This is a genomic window from Bacillus sp. SIMBA_074, from assembly GCF_046534555.1.
Classification (GTDB): Bacteria; Bacillota; Bacilli; order Bacillales; family Bacillaceae_G; genus Bacillus_A; species Bacillus_A mycoides.
Map to the genome: position 1 here is coordinate 72203 of NZ_JAWRYM010000021.1, position 16982 is coordinate 89184.

Here is a 16982-nt window from a genome sequence, read left to right on the forward strand (position 1 = left end):
TAAAATTGTAAATAACAAAGATATATTTGTCAATTATAATTGTCATTTCGACAATAAAACACGTCAAATCACTTTTTGTTATTTTTCCCATCTTTCTAATATAGGACATACTACTATATATACAAAAGACAATATGCAAATGTTCATAAAAAAATTTTTATATTTTAATATATAATATAAGATGATTTTCTAACATCGAGGAGGATACATATGAAGATGAAGAGGGGTATTACCAGTTTATTATCTATAGCCGTTCTTTCCACATCGCTTGTAGCATGTTCAGGAACAGCTGAGAAAACAGTGGCAAAAGAAGAGAAAGTACAATTAACAGACCAGCAATTGATGGCCGATTTATGGTATCAAACAGCTGGCGAAACGAAAGCACTTTACTACCAAGGCTACAATATTGGTCAATTAAAGCTTGATGCAGCTCTTGCAAAAGGGACAGAAAAAAAACCTGCTATCGTACTTGATCTAGATGAAACTGTTTTAGATAACAGTCCTCATCAAGCAATGAGCGTAAAAACAGGAAAAGGCTATCCTTATAAATGGGACGATTGGATTAATAAGGCTGAAGCTGACGCTCTTCCAGGCGCTATTGATTTCTTAAAATATACAGAGTCTAAAGGTGTAGATATTTACTACATCTCAAATCGTAAAACAAATCAACTAGATGCAACAATTAAAAACCTTGAGCGCGTAGGTGCTCCTCAAGCGACGAAAGAACATATATTACTACAGGACCCGAAAGAAAAAGGGAAAGAAAAGCGTCGTGAACTTGTTTCTCAGACACATGACATCGTCCTATTCTTCGGTGACAACTTATCTGATTTCACTGGTTTTGATGGAAAATCTGTGAAAGATCGCAATGAAACAGTAGCAGAATCAAAAGCACAATTTGGTGAGAAATTCATCATTTTCCCTAATCCAATGTACGGTGATTGGGAAGGTGCTCTATATGACTATAATTTCAAAAAATCAGATGCAGAAAAAGACAAAATCCGTCGTGACAATTTAAAATCATTTGATGCAAAATAACAAAGAGGATGGCCTTCGCCATCCTCTTTTATTGCATATTTCTTGTTAAAGGTAAAATAAATACTTCTACACGTCTATTTTTCGCTTTTCCTTCTGGCGTATCATTTGGTGCAATTGAACGGTATTCTCCATAACCAACTGCACTAAATTTTTCTGGTTGCAATTCTTTATTTTGGAGTAACACCTGCATAAAATTAACTGCACGCTGTGTACTTAACTCCCAGTTTGATGCAAACTGAGCATTTGCGATAGGAACCGTATCTGTATGACCCGACACTGTAATTTCACGAGGTGATGCTGAAACAAGTAGGTTAGACATCTCTTTTGCAATCCCTAACGATTCCAACTTCACATCTGCTTTCCCTGAATCAAATAGTACATTTTCTAATATCGTTAACATTAATCCTTTTTCAGTTAACTTAGTTTGAAAAGAAGAGGATAGTTGTTTCTCATTAATATATTGATCAATCTTTTTTTGTAATGCTTTCAACTCATCCATTTCTTTTTTTTCTTTAGCTCTATCTTCCGCTTGTTTTTTTGCTTGTTCTGCCTCAAGGCTATTTGCTGATAATTCTTTTTCCTCATTTGGTTTTTGATCGCTTAAAAATTCTTTATTTCCTGTTCCACCGGCTAACTCACTTCGAAAAGCAACTGCCATCTGTTTAAACTTCGCAGCATCTATACTACTCATTGCGAATAATACGATGAACAATGCAAATAACAACGTTAACATATCAGAATATGGAATTAACCAAGTTTCATCGATATGCTCATCATGTTTTTTCTTTTTACCTCTTCTATTTTTCTTACTCCGCATTTTTTTCTGCTCCTTTTTCTAGCTTTTTACGCTCAGTTGCAGAAAGTGCACCTAAAATGCGGTTCTTCATAATAAACGGATATGTACCTTCTTGTAACATTAATAAACAATCAATAATTAAACGTTTCTTCTCTAATTCAGCAGCAGACTTTTGCTTTAATTTATTTGCAAATGGATGCCATAATACGTAACCTGAAAAAATACCGAAAATCGTTGCAATAAACGCACCTGAAATAGCATGCCCTAGCTTTTCAATATCAGTTAAATTTCCAAGTGCAGCTACAAGACCAATAACAGCACCTAAAACCCCTAGTGTAGGTGCATATGTACCAGCTTGCGAAAAAATAGCAGCCCCTTTTGCATGTCTCTCTTCAATCGCTTCTAATTCGGCTTCTAAAATTTGTTCTAAATCCTCTGCAGATACACCATCAATAACAAATTTCATCCCACGCAAAAGAAATTCATCTTTAATTTCATCTAATTGTTGCTCTAAAGACAAAATACCGTATTTTCTACTCTCAGATGTCCAATGAACAAATAATTCTAGCAATTGTTCATAACTTAAATCTTTTTTATTTGAACCAAAAAGAACTTTAAATAATTTTGGAACTCTTTTTAGTTGATTCATCGGAAAGGCAATACACACTGCAGCAAATGTACCGACGAAAATAATTAGTGCTGCGGCAGGATTTAGTAAGGCTGTTATGTCAGCGCCCTTGACGACCATCCCTACGACTACCGCTAATACTCCTAAAATGATTCCAATAATTGTTGCAAAATCCATTCCCATTCACTCCTAGTCTATACCAGAGGTCTTTTATTCTCGATAATCGCTACATCTTCTTATATACATATATTACATAAAAAATGAACTTCATGAAAGATAAGAAATGAATTATATGAAAAAATACTACAATTTCACACATTTTCTGACATTTTCTTTGCATTTTTATTACGTTATGACTCTTATATTTCTTTTTCAATAAACTAGACTTATAATAAAAGCGATACATATTTTATTAAGAAAGGACAGTGATTACAAGGTATCATGAAAAAGATAATAATTATTTCTGCCATTACTATTGTAATCGGTATCACATCTTTCGCTTACTTTGCTTCTAAATCACCACTGCAAAATGAGGCGAAAGCTGTCGAAAGTCAAAAACATAGTAACCATCCAAAAGAAGAGATTCCTGCTTTTCCAAAAGCTAATCATAACGCAAAGAAACTAGATAATAATTTTTCCGTTGTAACAAATCCAGATTCTGCTCTTGTATTAGTCAATAAACATCGTAAATTACCAGATGGGTACATTCCAGAAGATTTGACGAAACCGAACGTACCATTTACTAGTCCAAAAGATAAAGAGAAAACATTACTTCGTAAAGATGCTGCAGACGCTCTTGAGCAGATGTTCCAAGCAGCAAAAGAAGAAGGTTTAGAACTTACAGCAGTTTCAGGTTACCGTTCTTACAAACGCCAACAGTCATTACATAACACATATATTAAACGCCAAGGAAAAGCTGAAGCTGATTCGGTAAGTGCAATTCCTGGAACAAGTGAGCATCAAACTGGTCTAGCAATGGATATTAGCTCAAAATCTGCTAAATTCCAATTAGAACCAATCTTCGGAGAGACAGCAGAAGGAAAATGGGTTGCAGAACATGCCCATGAGTTCGGATTTGTCATTCGTTATTTAGAGGATAAAACAAAGACAACAGAATATTCATACGAACCGTGGCACTTACGCTACGTCGGCAATCCATATGCCGCATACATATATAAACACCATCTAACATTAGAAGAGGCGATGGAGGACAAAAAATAAGAGAGCGAATCGCTCTCTTATTTTTCTTTTATTCTATTATATCAGCAATTTTTTCCATTCCTCCGGCCACGGTTCGCCTCTTCCAGTTTTTTTCGATGCTTGGACCATCATACCGCGTCCAACTAAACAAACTTCTCCTTCTGCATTTTTGACCATATAGTGTAAATCTAAAGAGGAATTCCCAACCGCTCCCGCCTTTACATATACTTTCAACTGCTCATCAAAATAAATTTGTTTAATAAAATTGCACTGTAGATCTGCGACGACTATCATCGTTTCTGATGATTCATGTGTCCATTCTTGCATAAATCCGAGTTCTTTAAACAATGCGATACGCGCTTCTTCAAAATATGTAAAAGCAACGACATTATTTACATGTCCAAACATATCTACTTCACCAAAACGAACTTTGACAGAATTATAAAATGAAAAACCACTTTCCCATTGCTCAAAGTCTTCAATATAAGAAATTCTCTTCATCGTTCCCTCTCCTTTTCGCCCTTAAAATAAAGTGAAACTTTAATCAGTGGGGGTTTTGTTCATCCCCCACTGATTATTAGTTGAACCAATCGGGCGTTTACGGGCAGTTGATCTCCCACCTAGCTTCTTTGCTCCACCTGAATTTTGAGGTGGGAGTTTTACTGCCCGTTAATGCGGGATAAACAGAATAAACAGAAATATAAAGTTATAAATATTGCCTCTTCAACATGAAGAGGCAATATTTATTAATAGTTATTGTCGCTACCAAAGAAATCTTTGAACGATTGAATTGTTGTATCACGGTTTAATGCTGCAATTGAAGTTGTTAATGGAATACCTTTCGGACATGATTGCACACAGTTTTGAGAGTTACCACAGTTTGCAAGTCCTCCATCACCCATAATTGCACGTAAGCGATCTGCTTTATGCATTTCACCAGTTGGATGCGAGTTAAATAAACGCGCTTGTGAAAGCGGTGCTGGTCCAATAAAGTCAGACTTACTGTTTACGTTCGGACATGACTCTAAGCAAACACCACATGTCATACATTTCGAAAGTTCATATGCCCATTGACGCTTTTTCTCTGGCATTCTTGGACCTGGTCCTAGGTCATACGTACCGTCGATTGGAATCCAAGCCTTAACACGTTTTAACGCGTTAAACATACGGCTACGGTCAACTTGTAAATCACGTACAATCGGGAATGTCTTCATCGGCTTTAAGCGAATTGGTTGCTCTAACTGGTCAATAAGGGCTGTACATGATTGACGTGGTTTTCCGTTAATCACCATCGAACATGCTCCACATACTTCCTCTAAGCAGTTCATATCCCATGCAATCGGAGTTGTTTGGTTCCCTTTTGAGTCGACAGGATTACGGCGAATTTCCATAAGCGCCGAAATAATATTCATATTAGGACGATATGGAATTTCAAACTCTTGGTCAAACTCTTGTGCATCTGGGCCATCTTGTCTCGTAATGATGAGGCGGATTGTTTTCTCAGACATGTTGTTTATCCCCCTTCTCTTCACCCTTAGCAGCTACATCATGTTTTGAGGAATAGTCACGTTTACGTGGTTTAATTAATGAAACATCCACTTCTTCGTAATGGAATGCTGGTGCCTTTCCTTCTCCCTCAAATTTCGCCATCGTAGTTTTTAAGAAGTTTGCATCATCACGATTTGGGAATTCTGGTTTGTAATGCGCTCCGCGGCTTTCATTACGGTTATATGCGCCAATTGTAATAACACGTGCTAACTCGAACATATTTGCAAGTTGGCGTGTAAATGAAGCACCCTGGTTACTCCATCTTGCTGTATCGTTAATGTTAATGCGTTTGTAACGCGTCATTAACTCTTCAATTTTCGCATCAGTTTCTAGTAACTTTTTATTTTCACGAACTACTGTAACGTTATCTGTCATCCATTCTCCAAGCTCTTTATGAAGAACATATGCATTTTCGTTACCATCAAGCATTAAAATATTGTTAAATTTCTCTGTTTCAATTAATTCATTTTGCTCATATACAGTAGATGAAACAGCATCAGATGATTTAGAAAGACCTTTCATATACTCAATTGCGTTCGGTCCTGCTACCATACCACCGTAAATTGCTGATAATAATGAGTTCGCACCAAGGCGGTTACCACCGTGCATAGAATAATCACACTCACCTGCTGCAAATAAACCTGGAATACTTGTCATTTGCTTATAATCAACCCATAATCCGCCCATTGAATAGTGAACTGCTGGGAAGATTTTCATTGGTAGTTTACGAGGATCATCACCTGTAAATTTCTCATAGATTTCAATAATTCCACCAAGTTTAATATCTAGTTCTTTCGGATCTTTATGAGAAAGATCTAAGTACACCATGTTTTCACCGTTAATACCTAGTTTTTGCTCTACGCAAACATCAAAGATTTCACGCGTTGCAATATCACGAGGTACAAGGTTTCCGTAAGCTGGATATTTTTCTTCTAAGAAGTACCATGGCTTACCATCTTTATACGTCCAAACACGTCCACCTTCACCACGTGCAGATTCACTCATAAGACGTAACTTATCGTCTCCAGGAATTGCCGTTGGATGAATTTGAATGAACTCACCGTTCGCATAATATGCACCTTGTTGATATACAGCAGACGCTGCTGTACCTGTATTAATAATAGAGTTTGTTGATTTTCCAAAGATGATACCAGGGCCCCCTGTTGCCATAATCACGGCATCAGCTTGGAAACTTTTTATCTCCATAGTTTGTAAGTCTTGCGCGACGATTCCTCGGCACACACCTTCACCATCTACAACAGCTCGTAAGAAATCCCAACCTTCATATTTCGTTACAAGTCCTGCTACTTCATGACGACGTACTTGCTCATCTAATGCATATAGTAATTGTTGACCAGTTGTTGCGCCAGCAAATGCTGTACGGTGATGTTGTGTTCCACCGAAACGACGGAAATCCAGAAGTCCTTCTTCCGTACGGTTGAACATAACACCCATGCGATCCATTAAATGAATAATACCAGGTGCTGCATCACACATCGCTTTAACTGGTGGTTGGTTCGCTAAGAAGTCCCCACCATAAATTGTATCGTCAAAGTGGATCCATGGAGAATCCCCTTCACCTTTTGTATTTACGGCACCGTTAATTCCACCTTGGGCACATACAGAATGTGAACGTTTTACTGGTACTAAAGAAAATAGTTCAACATTTACTCCTGCTTCTGCCGCTTTAATCGTTGCCATTAAGCCGGCCAAGCCACCGCCGACTACTATAAGTTTCCCTTTCATGCTCTCCCACTCCTTACTGGTTTGCTAGCTGTGGATCGATGAACGCTAATAATGCACTCACACCTACATAAGATAGACCTAAGAAAATAGCTAATGTTACATAAGTAGAGATTCTTTGTGAACGTGGAGATACTGTAATTCCCCAGCTTATACAGAATGTCCATAGTCCATTTGCAAAGTGGAAAATTGTTGAAACAACACCAACTAAATAGAAACCAAACATAAATGGGTTGTTTAAAATATCTGCCATCATATCATAGTTTACCTCTTTACCTAACAATGCTTGAATACGAGTTTCCCAGACGTGCCAAGAAATGAAAATCAGCGTAACGATACCTGAAATTCGTTGGAAGACGAACATCCAGTTACGGAAATAGCCGTAAGATACCGCATTGTTCTTAGCTGTAAATGCAATATATAAGCCATATATAGCATGGTACAGTATAGGTAAAAAGATGATGAAAATTTCTAGCGCATACCGGAATGGAAGGAGCTCCATAAAGCCTGCAGCTTTGTTAAAAGCCTCTGCTCCTCTTGTTGCAAAGTTGTTTACAATTAAATGTTGCGTCAAAAAGACACCAACCGGAATGACCCCCATTAATGAGTGCCACTTACGAAACGTATACTCGCGGCCTTTCATGTCCCCATTACCCCCTTGAATGTTTGACTGCTGTTTTCAGATTAATTTACAACAATAATGTTTTTTCACTATTGGCATAAGAAAAACTGAAAAAATTATTCAAAATATTTCAGCATAATTTGATAACAAGTTCATTTTACCCCTATTTTTGTCGAAGCGTCAAGAAAACGTATACATAATTTGCATATAATTTGCCAATTCTTTTTTTTTCTTATATATTCAGATTTCCCCAAAGAAAAATCTATTTTTATAAATGAAAAATGTTATATAATAATCCCTATAGAAAGAGGGGAATATTGTGAGCAAAAATACAATCGATATAACATCTTTAGAAGATGTTTCATTGAACGCCTTCGCTTATGAATTGCTACGTGAAGAATTACTACCTGATTTAATTGGTAACGATTTAGATGGTATTTTATACTGGGCCGGTAGAAACCTTGCGAGAAAATATCCGCTAGAAACAATTGAAGAAGTCATTCAGTTTTTTGAAAAAGCTGGTTGGGGCACTTTAAGTATCATTGAACATAAACGTCGTGAAATGCAGTTTCAACTTAAAGGTACACTTATTACTGAGCGTCAAAAACAAAAAAGACATTCATCTTATCAATTAGAAGCTGGATTTATCGCCGAGCAAATTCAAAGACAAAGAAACGTCGTTGCAGAGTCCTATGAGGAACAGAAAAAGCGTTCAGACTCTATTACATTTCTTGTTAAATGGGATATAAAAGATCTCATTGAAGTGTAGCATCTACTTACAGTCAACTAGACATATAAGTTTAGTTGACTTTTTTGTATATTCATTTAGGTGCGTTTATTTTAAATCTTCAGAAATTATACCAAAAAACAGAAGACGTTGTAAACTACAACGTCTTCTTATCTGTTAAATAAGTATAAATTGTCTCCGCTACATTTTTCGGCATACCTGCTTCGACAAATTCCGATATGGAAGCTTCTTTCATCTTTTTTAATGAACCAAAATGTTTTAGCAATACCTTTTTTCGTTTATCGCCGATTCCTGGAATATCATCCAATGCTGATTGAATGACCGATTTCCCGTGCAACTGGCGATGGAATGTAATTGCAAATCTATGCACTTCATCTTGAATGCGTTGCAATAAATAAAATTCTTGGCTATTCCTCTCAAGCATCACAGGTTCAGGTGGATCTCCAATAATTAAATGGGAGGTTTTATGTTTGTCATCTTTTACAAGCCCTGCCATCGGAATATATAAACCGAGTTCGTTCTCCAAAACATCACTTGTAGCGGCCAGATGGCCTTTTCCACCATCAATAATGATTAAATCTGGTAAAGGTAAATTCTCTTTAAGCGCCCTCGTATAACGGCGTCTTACAACTTCCCTCATAGATTCGTAATCATCAGGACCTTGAACCGTTTTAATTTTATATTTCCGATATTCTTTCTTTGCTGGTTTCCCATCGATAAAAGCAATCATTGCGGAAACGGGATTTGTCCCTTGAATATTCGAGTTATCAAACGCTTCAATACGATATGGGGTTTCAATGCCCAGCTGCTTCCCTAAATTATCAATGGCTTTAACCGTCCGCTCTTCATCACGTTCAATTAAGTGAAATTTCTCTTCTAGTGCAATTTTTGCGTTTTTATTTGCTAATTCTACAAGGTCTTTTTTCTTCCCACGCTTCGGCTGTGTCGCTTCAACTTCTAAAAAACGCTCTACTAATTCTGAATCTATACTTCCTGGAACAACAATTTCCTTCGGCTTGAAATGACTACTGTTTTCATAAAATTGACCGATAAAAGTTAAAAATCCCTCTTCTGGTTCATCATAAATCGGGAACATAGAAACATCACGTTCAATTAGCTTTCCTTTTCGAACGAAGAAAACTTGAACACACATCCACCCTTTATCAACTGCATATCCAAACACATCACGATCCACTAAATCACTCATAATCATCTTTTGCTTTTCCATAATTGCATCAATATGAGCAATTTGATCTCGCAACTCTTTCGCCCGTTCAAATTCTAGCTTTTCTGAAGCCTCATACATCTTCGTTTCTAATTCTGAACGAATTTCTTTATGCCCACCGTTTAAGAATTTAATAATTTCATCAACAATTTCTTTGTTTTGCTCATCCGTTACTTCTTTCACACAAGGTGCTAAACATTGACCCATATGATAATACAAGCAAACTTTATCTGGCATATTTGAACATTTACGAAGTGGATACATACGATCTAATAATTTCTTTGTTTCATGTGCCGATTGCGCATTTGGATAAGGCCCAAAGTACTTTCCTTTATCCTTTTTTACATTTCGCGTAATGAGTAAGCGCGGCTGTTTTTCAGCTGTAATTTTAATGAAAGGGTATGTTTTATCATCTTTTAATTGAATATTATATTTTGGATCATATTTTTTTATTAAATTTAACTCTAAAATAAGAGCCTCCAAATTTGAGGAAGTCACAATATATTCAAAATCAACAATTTCTCCAACAAGCCGAAGTGTTTTCCCATCATGCGAACCAGTAAAGTACGAGCGCACACGATTTTTGAGTACCTTTGCTTTTCCGACATATATAACCGTTCCCTGCTTATCCTTCATTAAATAACAACCAGGTTGATCGGGCAAAATTGCTAACTTCTCTTTTAAATGCTCGTGCACTCGTCTCCCTCCATTTCTACATGCTTATGCTTATCATTTTTATTTTCACATAAAAACATACTATGCCAAAACACCCAACATACGTTCTTTTATTGTAACGGAAAGGTTGTAAAAAAGAAAATAAAAAAAGCTACCAAATGGTAGCTTCTTTTATTTTAGAAGTGTTTAGAAACTAATTCTACTAACGCTTCTTTCGGTTTATATCCTAACGCTTGATCAACCACTTTACCGTCTTTTAATACGAAAAGAGCTGGAATGCTCATTACTTCGAATTGACGAGCAGTTTCTTGATTTTCATCAACGTCCACTTTTACTACTTTTACTTTCTCACCTAACTCTGAATCGATTTCCTCTAATACAGGAGCGATCATTTTACAAGGTCCGCACCAAGGCGCCCAGAAATCTAATAGTACAACACCTTCGCTAGTTTCAGCTGCGAAGCTTTGGTCATTTGCATTTATAATTGCCATTTTATTTCCTCCTTCAAGTATATTCTACCAAGAGTATATCATTAACTTTTATACGTGGCGAATATTATGTATCGTTATGTATTGTAACAAAAAAATGTTCCTTTATACTATATAAAAATATGGATGAAATACTAAAAAGATGAGAGACAGGGGATCTCTCACCTTTTTCTATATATAGGGGTACTTCACTTGGAACTCAAGGGTACTCAAATCATGAATGTACTTTTAACTTTTTAAACTCTTCTGTTAAAAGAGGTAATACTTCAAACAGATCACCGACAATACCATAGTCAGCTACTTTGAAGATACTAGCTTCTGGATCTTTATTAATCGCAACAATTATTTTTGAATTAGACATACCAGCTAAATGCTGAATCGCACCAGAAATCCCGCATGCAATGTATAGGTCTGGTGTAACAACTTTACCTGTTTGACCAATTTGTAATGAATAATCACAGTACTCTGCATCACAAGCACCACGTGATGCTCCAACTGCGCCGCCGAGTACGTCAGCTAATTCTTTTAACGGTTTAAATCCTTCTTCACTCTTCACACCGCGTCCACCAGCGATAATAACTTTCGCTTCAGAAAGATCAACACCTTCTGCAGTTTTACGGACAACATCTTGAATGATTGTACGTAAATCTTTCACATCTACTGTAATAGAAGACACGTCAGCTGTGCGAGACTCGTCTTTTTCAAGAGTTGCAATATTATTTGGACGCACTGTCGCAAATAATATACCATCTGTTACAATCTTCTTCTCAAATGCTTTGCCAGAGTAAATCGGGCGAGTGAAGATAACATTTCCACCTTCAACTTCTAAAGCCGTTACGTCAGAAATTAAACCAGCTTCTAATTTCGCTGCTAATTTTGGTGATAAATCTTTACCAAGTGCCGTATGTCCAAATACAATGCCTTCTGGCTTTTCTTCAGCATATACAGCTAAAAACGCTTGTGCATATCCATCAGATGTATATGATTTTAATTTATCATTTTCAACTGTCACAACGCGATCTGCACCGTAATGAATCAATTCATTTGCAAAAGAGGCAACGCTGTCTCCAACTAGAAGACCTACCACTTCACCGCCTTCTGCAATTGTTTTTGCTGCTGCTACCGCTTCAAACGAAACGTTACGTAGCGATCCATCACGAACTTCACCCATTACTAATACTTTACGAGCCATAGATTTTCCCTCCTGCATATATAATTTCGTATTTTATTAGATTACTTTCGCTTCTGTATGGAGCAACGATACAAGTTCTTTTACTTGATCTTGCAGCTCGCCTTGTAACACTTTTCCTGCATCTTTCTTAGGAGGCAAATAGATTTCAATTGTTTTTGTTTTTGCTTCCACATCATCTTCTTCTAAATCTAAATCATCTAATTCTACTTCTTCTAGTGGCTTCTTCTTCGCTTTCATAATACCTGGAAGTGATGGATAACGCGGTTCATTTAAACCTTGTTGCGCTGTTACTAGAAGAGGTAATGATGATTCAATTACTTCTGTATCCCCTTCAACATCACGCTCAATCTTCACATTTGTACCATCAATTTCAAGCTTCGTAATCGTCGTTACGTATGGGATATTTAACGCTTCAGCTACTCGTGGACCAACTTGTCCAGATGCACCGTCAATCGCAACGTTCCCGCCTAAAATTAAATCGATTTCTTTATCTTTTAAATATTCAGCGAGCACTTTTGCTGTTGTAAATTGGTCACCATTCTCAACATCATCTTCAATGTTAATTAGTACCGCTTTATCGCAGCCCATCGCTAATGCTGTGCGAAGTTCTTTTTCACTATCCTCGCCACCAACTGTTATAACAGTAACTTCTCCACCTTGTGCATCTCTTACTTGAATCGCTTCTTCAATCGCATATTCATCGTAAGGGTTGATGATGAATTCCGCTTCGCCATCGTAAATTGCACCGTTTTTAATTACGATTTTTTCTTCTGTATCAAATGTTCGTTTCATGAGTACGTAGATGTTCATTCCATTTACCCCCTTATTTTTCAGAAAGATTCTATCAATTTTAAAATTCTGTTAATTTTTATTAAAAAAATAATTAGACTACCTACCACTAAATGAAGGCTTACGTTTTTCTAAAAACGCTGCTACGCCTTCTCTTCCATCTTCACTCGTAAATACTTCACCAAAAATCTGTGATTCACGCTGTACACCTTCATAATAATGAGACGACTTTGTCGTTTGTAATAACTCTAGCACAGCACGAGTTGTTGCTGGGCTTTTTCCAGCAATCTGTTTTGCAATTTTAAGCGTATCTTCTAAAATGGATTCTTCAGAAAACACTCCGTTAACAAGTCCCCATTGTAATGCTTCTGTACCAGTAATTGGTGTACTTGTTAACATCATTTCACAAGCTTTCGCTTTACCAACATAACGTGGTAAGCGCTGTGTACCTGCAAAACCAGGAATTAATCCAAGTGTTAATTCAGGTAAACCAAGCTTTGTACTTTCAGTTACAAAGCGCATGTGGCAAGACATAGCAAACTCAAGGCCGCCGCCAAGTGCCGCTCCATGAATTGCCGCAATAACTGGTTTTGAGCATTTTTCAACACGCTCAAACGTAACTTGTCCAAGCTGTGCTAACTCTGTTGCTTGCTTCGCTTCAGTAACAGATGTAAATTCTTTAATATCTGCCCCTGCTGAGAAGAAGCGTCCTTCACCATGTAAAACAACAACACGAATGTTATCATCCTTTTCCACTTGATCGATTAATTCAGTAACGTCATGCATAACTTGTGAAGACATCGCATTAGCTGGCGCATGATTTAACGTCGCCACCGCGATATGATCTTCAACTTTTACAGATAGGAATTTCAACATGATCCCTCCCATTATTGACGATAACCACAAGCTGCAATAAGTAGCCCATGTACCGTTTTTGAAAGTGCGACCAGATCATACTTATGATCGCTCATTACCCAATTGGTCACAACTTCATCTACTGTTCCAAAGATCATTTGTCTTGCCACGCGAACGTTTAAATCCGCCTGAAATTCACCTTGCTTTATACCTGTCTCTAAAATCTCATCCATAACTTGTAAGTAGCCTTTTAATACTTCATTTATTTTAAGGCGCAAGTCTTGATTGGACTGCCTTAGCTCTAATTGCGTAACGATAGCAAGAGGATCATTTTGTGACAACAGCAAGAAGTGCGTTTCTACCAACATGAATAACTTCGCTACAGCGCTTTCAATTCCTGCTATTTTTTGACGAATTGTTTCAACAAATTCTCCCATCTTCTCTTGGAATAAGGATATTAATATATCTTCTTTATTTTTAAAATATAAATAAATCGTGCCATCAGCTACCCCAGCTTGCTTTGCAATTTTAGAAACTTGCGCTTGATGGTATCCATTCTCCGCAATCACAATGACTGCAGCATCAATAATCTGATTGTATTTCGGTCTATTTTTCTTCACTTTACTGTCCCCTTCAAGAAGATGACTGAATGAATAGTCATTCATATTCTTATAATACTGACTATTTAGAAAAGTGTCAATCCTATTTTTTCAAAAAGAAAGGGCCTTAGCCCGTTTGCTCATCCTCATTCTTTCTCTTCTCTTCATCTATTAGGACACGACGTAAAATTTTTCCGACTGTCGTCTTCGGCAACTCACTTCTAAACTCATATACCTTCGGAACTTTGTAAGCTGCTAAATATTTACGTGCAAACTGATCTAATTCTTCTTCAGAACACTCAGCGCCTTCTTTCAAAACAACAAACGCTTTTACAGTTTCCCCTCGGTAAGGATCAGGAACACCGATTGTTACCACTTCTTGCACCTTTTCGTGTTCATATAACACTTCTTCTACTTCACGAGGATATACGTTAAAGCCACTAGCAACGATCATATCTTTCTTACGATCTTTCACATAGAAAAAGCCATCCTCATCCATGTATCCTACATCACCTGTATGGAGCCAGCCATCTTGCAGTACAGCTGCCGTTTCTTCTGGCTTATTCCAATACCCTTTCATAATTTGTGGGCCCTTTACAACAATTTCACCAATTTCACCTGGAGGTAATGACTCTCCTGTTTCAAGTGACATGATGATTGCCTCTGTATCCGGCCACGGTACCCCAATACTTCCCGGCACACGCTTTTCCCACAAAAAATTCCCATGTGTAACTGGTGATGACTCCGTTAATCCATAACCTTCTACTAATTTACCACCTGTAACTCTCTCAAACTCCTCCTGCACTTCTACAGGAAGCGGTGCAGAACCACTAATACAAGCCTGAATTGAAGAAATATCATATTCTTTTAAAAGAGGACTATTTAATAGAGCAATATAAATGGTTGGTGCTCCTGGAAATAGTGTAACTTTATGTTTCTTAATTGCTTCAAAAACCATTTTCATATCAAACTTCGGAATAAGCACCATTTTATATCCTTGCATAATACTTAAATTCATTACAGCTGTCATCCCGTACACATGAAAAAACGGAAGAACACCAAGAATTACCTCTTCTCCTTCTTTACAATTATATAACCAATGCGCTCCCATTAAAGTGTTCGAAACGAGGTTTTTATGCGTTAACATAACCCCTTTTGGAAACCCTGTCGTTCCCCCTGTATACTGCAAAAGGGCTAGATCATTTTCAGGATCACATGGAACTTCAACATCAGCATTGCTTTCTCTTTCTACCGATTTCCAAAGATGAATCGTTTCGCTTTCCGACACATTCACAACAAGATTTGCCTGCTTTTTTTGTACAAATGGATAAAGTAAATTTTTAGGGAATGGTAAAAAATCTGCAATACGGGTTACGATAATATGCTCAAGCTTTGTTGCAGTTTGAACATTAGTAACTCTCGGAAACACTAAATCCAGGCAAAGAATAGCTTTTGCCCCTGAGTCATGAAGTTGGTACTCAAGCTCTCTTTCTGTATAAAGAGGATTCGTTTGTACAACAATCCCCCCCGCAAGCAAAGTACCATAATAACCAATTACAGATTGCGGACAATTCGGTAACATAATCGCAACCCTATCGCCTTTTTCAATACCAAGCCTTTGAAGGTAATTCGCAAATTTCTTTACCTTGTCATGGAAATCTGAAAATGTAACATCTTTACCTAAAAAGTGAAGCGCTTTCTTTTCTGGATAACGAGCAGCCATTTTCTCTAAATATCCATGAAGTGGCTGAATATCATATGAAATCGTACCTGGGATTTCCTCTGGATAACTCTGCAACCAAGGTTTTTCCACTCTCATTCCCCCTTCCAATACTTGTGAAAATAAATGAATGTTCATTCATGATGGTTGTTTTCATTATATTATAGTCGTAACATCGTTACAATCATAATATTCTGACTTTTTATAACTATGCTTTACTTCCTTAACTTCTTATTATATGTAGAAACTCTCCTAATTTTAAAAGAATAAGAGAGTTCACGTTACTTAGCTTAATCTTATAATCGTTAAAACTGCACCAGGTGTAGTCGTTGATAACGTGGCAACAGCTAACAATCCAAACAACTGCAAACTAATTGCACTCCCCGCTGCAAGAGTCGTAATAATTGTCGCACTAAATGAAGTCGTTGCTAATGCAGGGGAATTGATAGTTCCAGCAAGCGGTGCACCATTAATTGTAATTCGCGAACTAACTAATAATGAAGCCGTTATATTAATTGTATATGAAATATAATAATTCCCCGCATTTGCGGCCGTAAATACAGTGTTCCCCCCCGACACTGTAATTCCGGGACCGATATTTTGATTATTCGGAAGTGGGACATTTGTTCCACCAAGCAGTACCGATATCGCTGTACCCGAAGTATTATTTGCAAATGCATATGTTGCCGTGATACTTGTACCTGTTACTCCCGTCGCTCCTGTTTCACCTGTTGCTCCTGTCGCTCCTGTTGGACCTGTTGCTCCCGTTACTCCTGTTGCTCCTGTTGCTCCTGTTGCTCCTGTTGCTCCTGTTGCTCCTGTTGCTCCTGTTGCTCCTGTTGCTCCTGTTTCTCCCGTTGCTCCCGTTACTCCCGTTGCTCCTGTTGCTCCTGTTGCTCCTGTTGGGCCTGTTGGGCCTGTTGGACCTGTTGCTCCTGTTGCTCCCGTTGCTCCCGTTTCACCTGTTTCACCTGTTGCCCCCGTTGCTCCTGTTGGACCTGTTACTCCTGTTGCTCCCGTTACTCCCGTTGAACCTGTCGCTCCCGTTACTCCCGTTGAACCTGTCGCTCCCGTTACTCCCGTTGAACCTGTCGCTCCCGTTACTCCCGTTGAACC

17 protein-coding genes are annotated in these 16982 nt (G+C 37.7%); 3 read left to right on the top strand and 14 right to left on the bottom strand.

Annotated features, from left to right (window positions below):
- Positions 1 to 210 precede the first annotated feature (210 nt).
- Positions 211 to 1038 carry a 5'-nucleotidase, lipoprotein e(P4) family gene (locus SB773_RS20500; protein WP_088034118.1) on the top strand — a complete coding sequence of 276 codons (828 nt, stop codon included), beginning with the start codon at positions 211 to 213 and terminating at the stop codon, positions 1036 to 1038.
- Between the two features lie 28 nt (positions 1039 to 1066).
- Here SB773_RS20500 and motB read toward each other — a convergent pair whose 3' ends face one another.
- Positions 1067 to 1855, bottom strand: a complete 789-nt coding sequence (motB, locus tag SB773_RS20505) for a flagellar motor protein MotB (protein WP_002184884.1) — start codon at positions 1853 to 1855, stop codon at positions 1067 to 1069.
- The gene (motA, locus tag SB773_RS20510) at positions 1845 to 2639 is read right to left on the bottom strand and encodes a flagellar motor stator protein MotA (protein WP_131246693.1); all 795 of its coding nucleotides are present in this window, start codon (positions 2637 to 2639) and stop codon (positions 1845 to 1847) included. Before motA ends, motB begins: the two co-directional genes overlap by 11 nt.
- Positions 2640 to 2903: 264 nt before the next feature.
- On the opposite strand from motA, the gene SB773_RS20515 reads away from it, so the two are divergent.
- Positions 2904 to 3683: a M15 family metallopeptidase gene (locus tag SB773_RS20515; RefSeq protein ID WP_410591771.1), complete on the top strand. Its 780-nt coding sequence runs from the start codon at positions 2904 to 2906 to the stop codon at positions 3681 to 3683.
- Between the two features lie 36 nt (positions 3684 to 3719).
- Here the strand turns inward: SB773_RS20515 and SB773_RS20520 are convergent, their stop codons facing one another.
- The 4 genes from SB773_RS20520 to sdhC form a co-directional block, all read right to left on the bottom strand.
- Positions 3720 to 4163 carry an acyl-CoA thioesterase gene (locus tag SB773_RS20520; RefSeq protein ID WP_131246695.1) on the bottom strand — a complete coding sequence of 148 codons (444 nt, stop codon included), beginning with the start codon at positions 4161 to 4163 and terminating at the stop codon, positions 3720 to 3722.
- A gap of 245 nt (positions 4164 to 4408) precedes the next feature.
- Complete coding sequence (sdhB, locus tag SB773_RS20525; protein WP_002088861.1) at positions 4409 to 5170, bottom strand: succinate dehydrogenase iron-sulfur subunit; 762 nt, start codon at positions 5168 to 5170, stop codon at positions 4409 to 4411.
- On the bottom strand, positions 5163 to 6956 hold the full coding sequence (gene sdhA, locus SB773_RS20530; RefSeq protein ID WP_410591774.1) for a succinate dehydrogenase flavoprotein subunit: 1794 nt from the start codon (positions 6954 to 6956) through the stop codon (positions 5163 to 5165). The genes sdhB and sdhA overlap by 8 nt, the downstream gene beginning before the upstream one ends.
- A 13-nt stretch (positions 6957 to 6969) precedes the next feature.
- Complete coding sequence (gene sdhC, locus SB773_RS20535) at positions 6970 to 7596, bottom strand: succinate dehydrogenase cytochrome B558 (protein ID WP_002015407.1); 627 nt, start codon at positions 7594 to 7596, stop codon at positions 6970 to 6972.
- A 298-nt stretch (positions 7597 to 7894) separates the two neighbouring features.
- Between sdhC and SB773_RS20540 the strand changes: the two genes are divergently transcribed.
- Positions 7895 to 8344, top strand: coding sequence for a YslB family protein (locus SB773_RS20540; RefSeq protein WP_002015405.1), 450 nt, complete (start codon positions 7895 to 7897; stop codon positions 8342 to 8344).
- A 115-nt stretch (positions 8345 to 8459) separates the two neighbouring features.
- On the opposite strand, the gene uvrC is transcribed toward SB773_RS20540, so the two are convergent.
- The 8 genes from uvrC to SB773_RS35375 form a co-directional block, all read right to left on the bottom strand.
- Positions 8460 to 10244, bottom strand: coding sequence for an excinuclease ABC subunit C (uvrC, locus tag SB773_RS20545; protein ID WP_060751130.1), 1785 nt, complete (start codon positions 10242 to 10244; stop codon positions 8460 to 8462).
- A 155-nt stretch (positions 10245 to 10399) separates the two neighbouring features.
- Positions 10400 to 10714: a thioredoxin gene (gene trxA / locus SB773_RS20550; protein ID WP_000974757.1), complete on the bottom strand. Its 315-nt coding sequence runs from the start codon at positions 10712 to 10714 to the stop codon at positions 10400 to 10402.
- A gap of 211 nt (positions 10715 to 10925) precedes the next feature.
- Positions 10926 to 11903 (bottom strand): electron transfer flavoprotein subunit alpha, encoded by a 978-nt coding sequence (etfA, locus tag SB773_RS20555; RefSeq protein WP_002015402.1) that lies wholly within the window; start codon positions 11901 to 11903, stop codon positions 10926 to 10928.
- A gap of 36 nt (positions 11904 to 11939) precedes the next feature.
- Entirely contained in the window at positions 11940 to 12713 is a 774-nt protein-coding gene (gene etfB / locus SB773_RS20560; RefSeq protein WP_002088867.1) for an electron transfer flavoprotein subunit beta, read from the bottom strand.
- Between the two features lie 78 nt (positions 12714 to 12791).
- A complete protein-coding gene (locus SB773_RS20565) occupies positions 12792 to 13568 on the bottom strand; it encodes an enoyl-CoA hydratase (RefSeq protein WP_131246698.1) in 777 nt (258 codons plus the stop codon).
- Between the two features lie 11 nt (positions 13569 to 13579).
- On the bottom strand, positions 13580 to 14167 hold the full coding sequence (gene fadR / locus SB773_RS20570; protein WP_012261773.1) for a fatty acid metabolism transcriptional regulator FadR: 588 nt from the start codon (positions 14165 to 14167) through the stop codon (positions 13580 to 13582).
- Positions 14168 to 14273: 106 nt separating this feature from the next.
- Positions 14274 to 15959, bottom strand: coding sequence for a long-chain-fatty-acid--CoA ligase (locus SB773_RS20575; RefSeq protein WP_113734146.1), 1686 nt, complete (start codon positions 15957 to 15959; stop codon positions 14274 to 14276).
- A gap of 192 nt (positions 15960 to 16151) precedes the next feature.
- Positions 16152 to 16982 (bottom strand): BclA C-terminal domain-containing protein (locus tag SB773_RS35375; RefSeq protein ID WP_486304294.1); only part of this gene is annotated, 831 nt, incomplete at its 5' end.

What these genes read in the sequence shown, in the direction of transcription:
- SB773_RS20500 (WP_088034118.1), top strand. Translation starts at nt 211, where the DNA reads ATGAAGATGAAGAGGGGTATTACCAGTTTATTATCTATAGCCGTTCTT.
- motB (WP_002184884.1), bottom strand. Translation starts at nt 1,855, where the DNA reads ATGCGGAGTAAGAAAAATAGAAGAGGTAAAAAGAAAAAACATGATGAG.
- motA (WP_131246693.1), bottom strand. Translation starts at nt 2,639, where the DNA reads ATGGATTTTGCAACAATTATTGGAATCATTTTAGGAGTATTAGCGGTA.
- SB773_RS20515 (WP_410591771.1), top strand. Translation starts at nt 2,904, where the DNA reads ATGAAAAAGATAATAATTATTTCTGCCATTACTATTGTAATCGGTATC.
- SB773_RS20520 (WP_131246695.1), bottom strand. Translation starts at nt 4,163, where the DNA reads ATGAAGAGAATTTCTTATATTGAAGACTTTGAGCAATGGGAAAGTGGT.
- sdhB (WP_002088861.1), bottom strand. Translation starts at nt 5,170, where the DNA reads ATGTCTGAGAAAACAATCCGCCTCATCATTACGAGACAAGATGGCCCA.
- sdhA (WP_410591774.1), bottom strand. Translation starts at nt 6,956, where the DNA reads ATGAAAGGGAAACTTATAGTAGTCGGCGGTGGCTTGGCCGGCTTAATG.
- sdhC (WP_002015407.1), bottom strand. Translation starts at nt 7,596, where the DNA reads ATGAAAGGCCGCGAGTATACGTTTCGTAAGTGGCACTCATTAATGGGG.
- trxA (WP_000974757.1), bottom strand. Translation starts at nt 10,714, where the DNA reads ATGGCAATTATAAATGCAAATGACCAAAGCTTCGCAGCTGAAACTAGC.
- etfA (WP_002015402.1), bottom strand. Translation starts at nt 11,903, where the DNA reads ATGGCTCGTAAAGTATTAGTAATGGGTGAAGTTCGTGATGGATCGCTA.
- etfB (WP_002088867.1), bottom strand. Translation starts at nt 12,713, where the DNA reads ATGAACATCTACGTACTCATGAAACGAACATTTGATACAGAAGAAAAA.
- SB773_RS20565 (WP_131246698.1), bottom strand. Translation starts at nt 13,568, where the DNA reads ATGTTGAAATTCCTATCTGTAAAAGTTGAAGATCATATCGCGGTGGCG.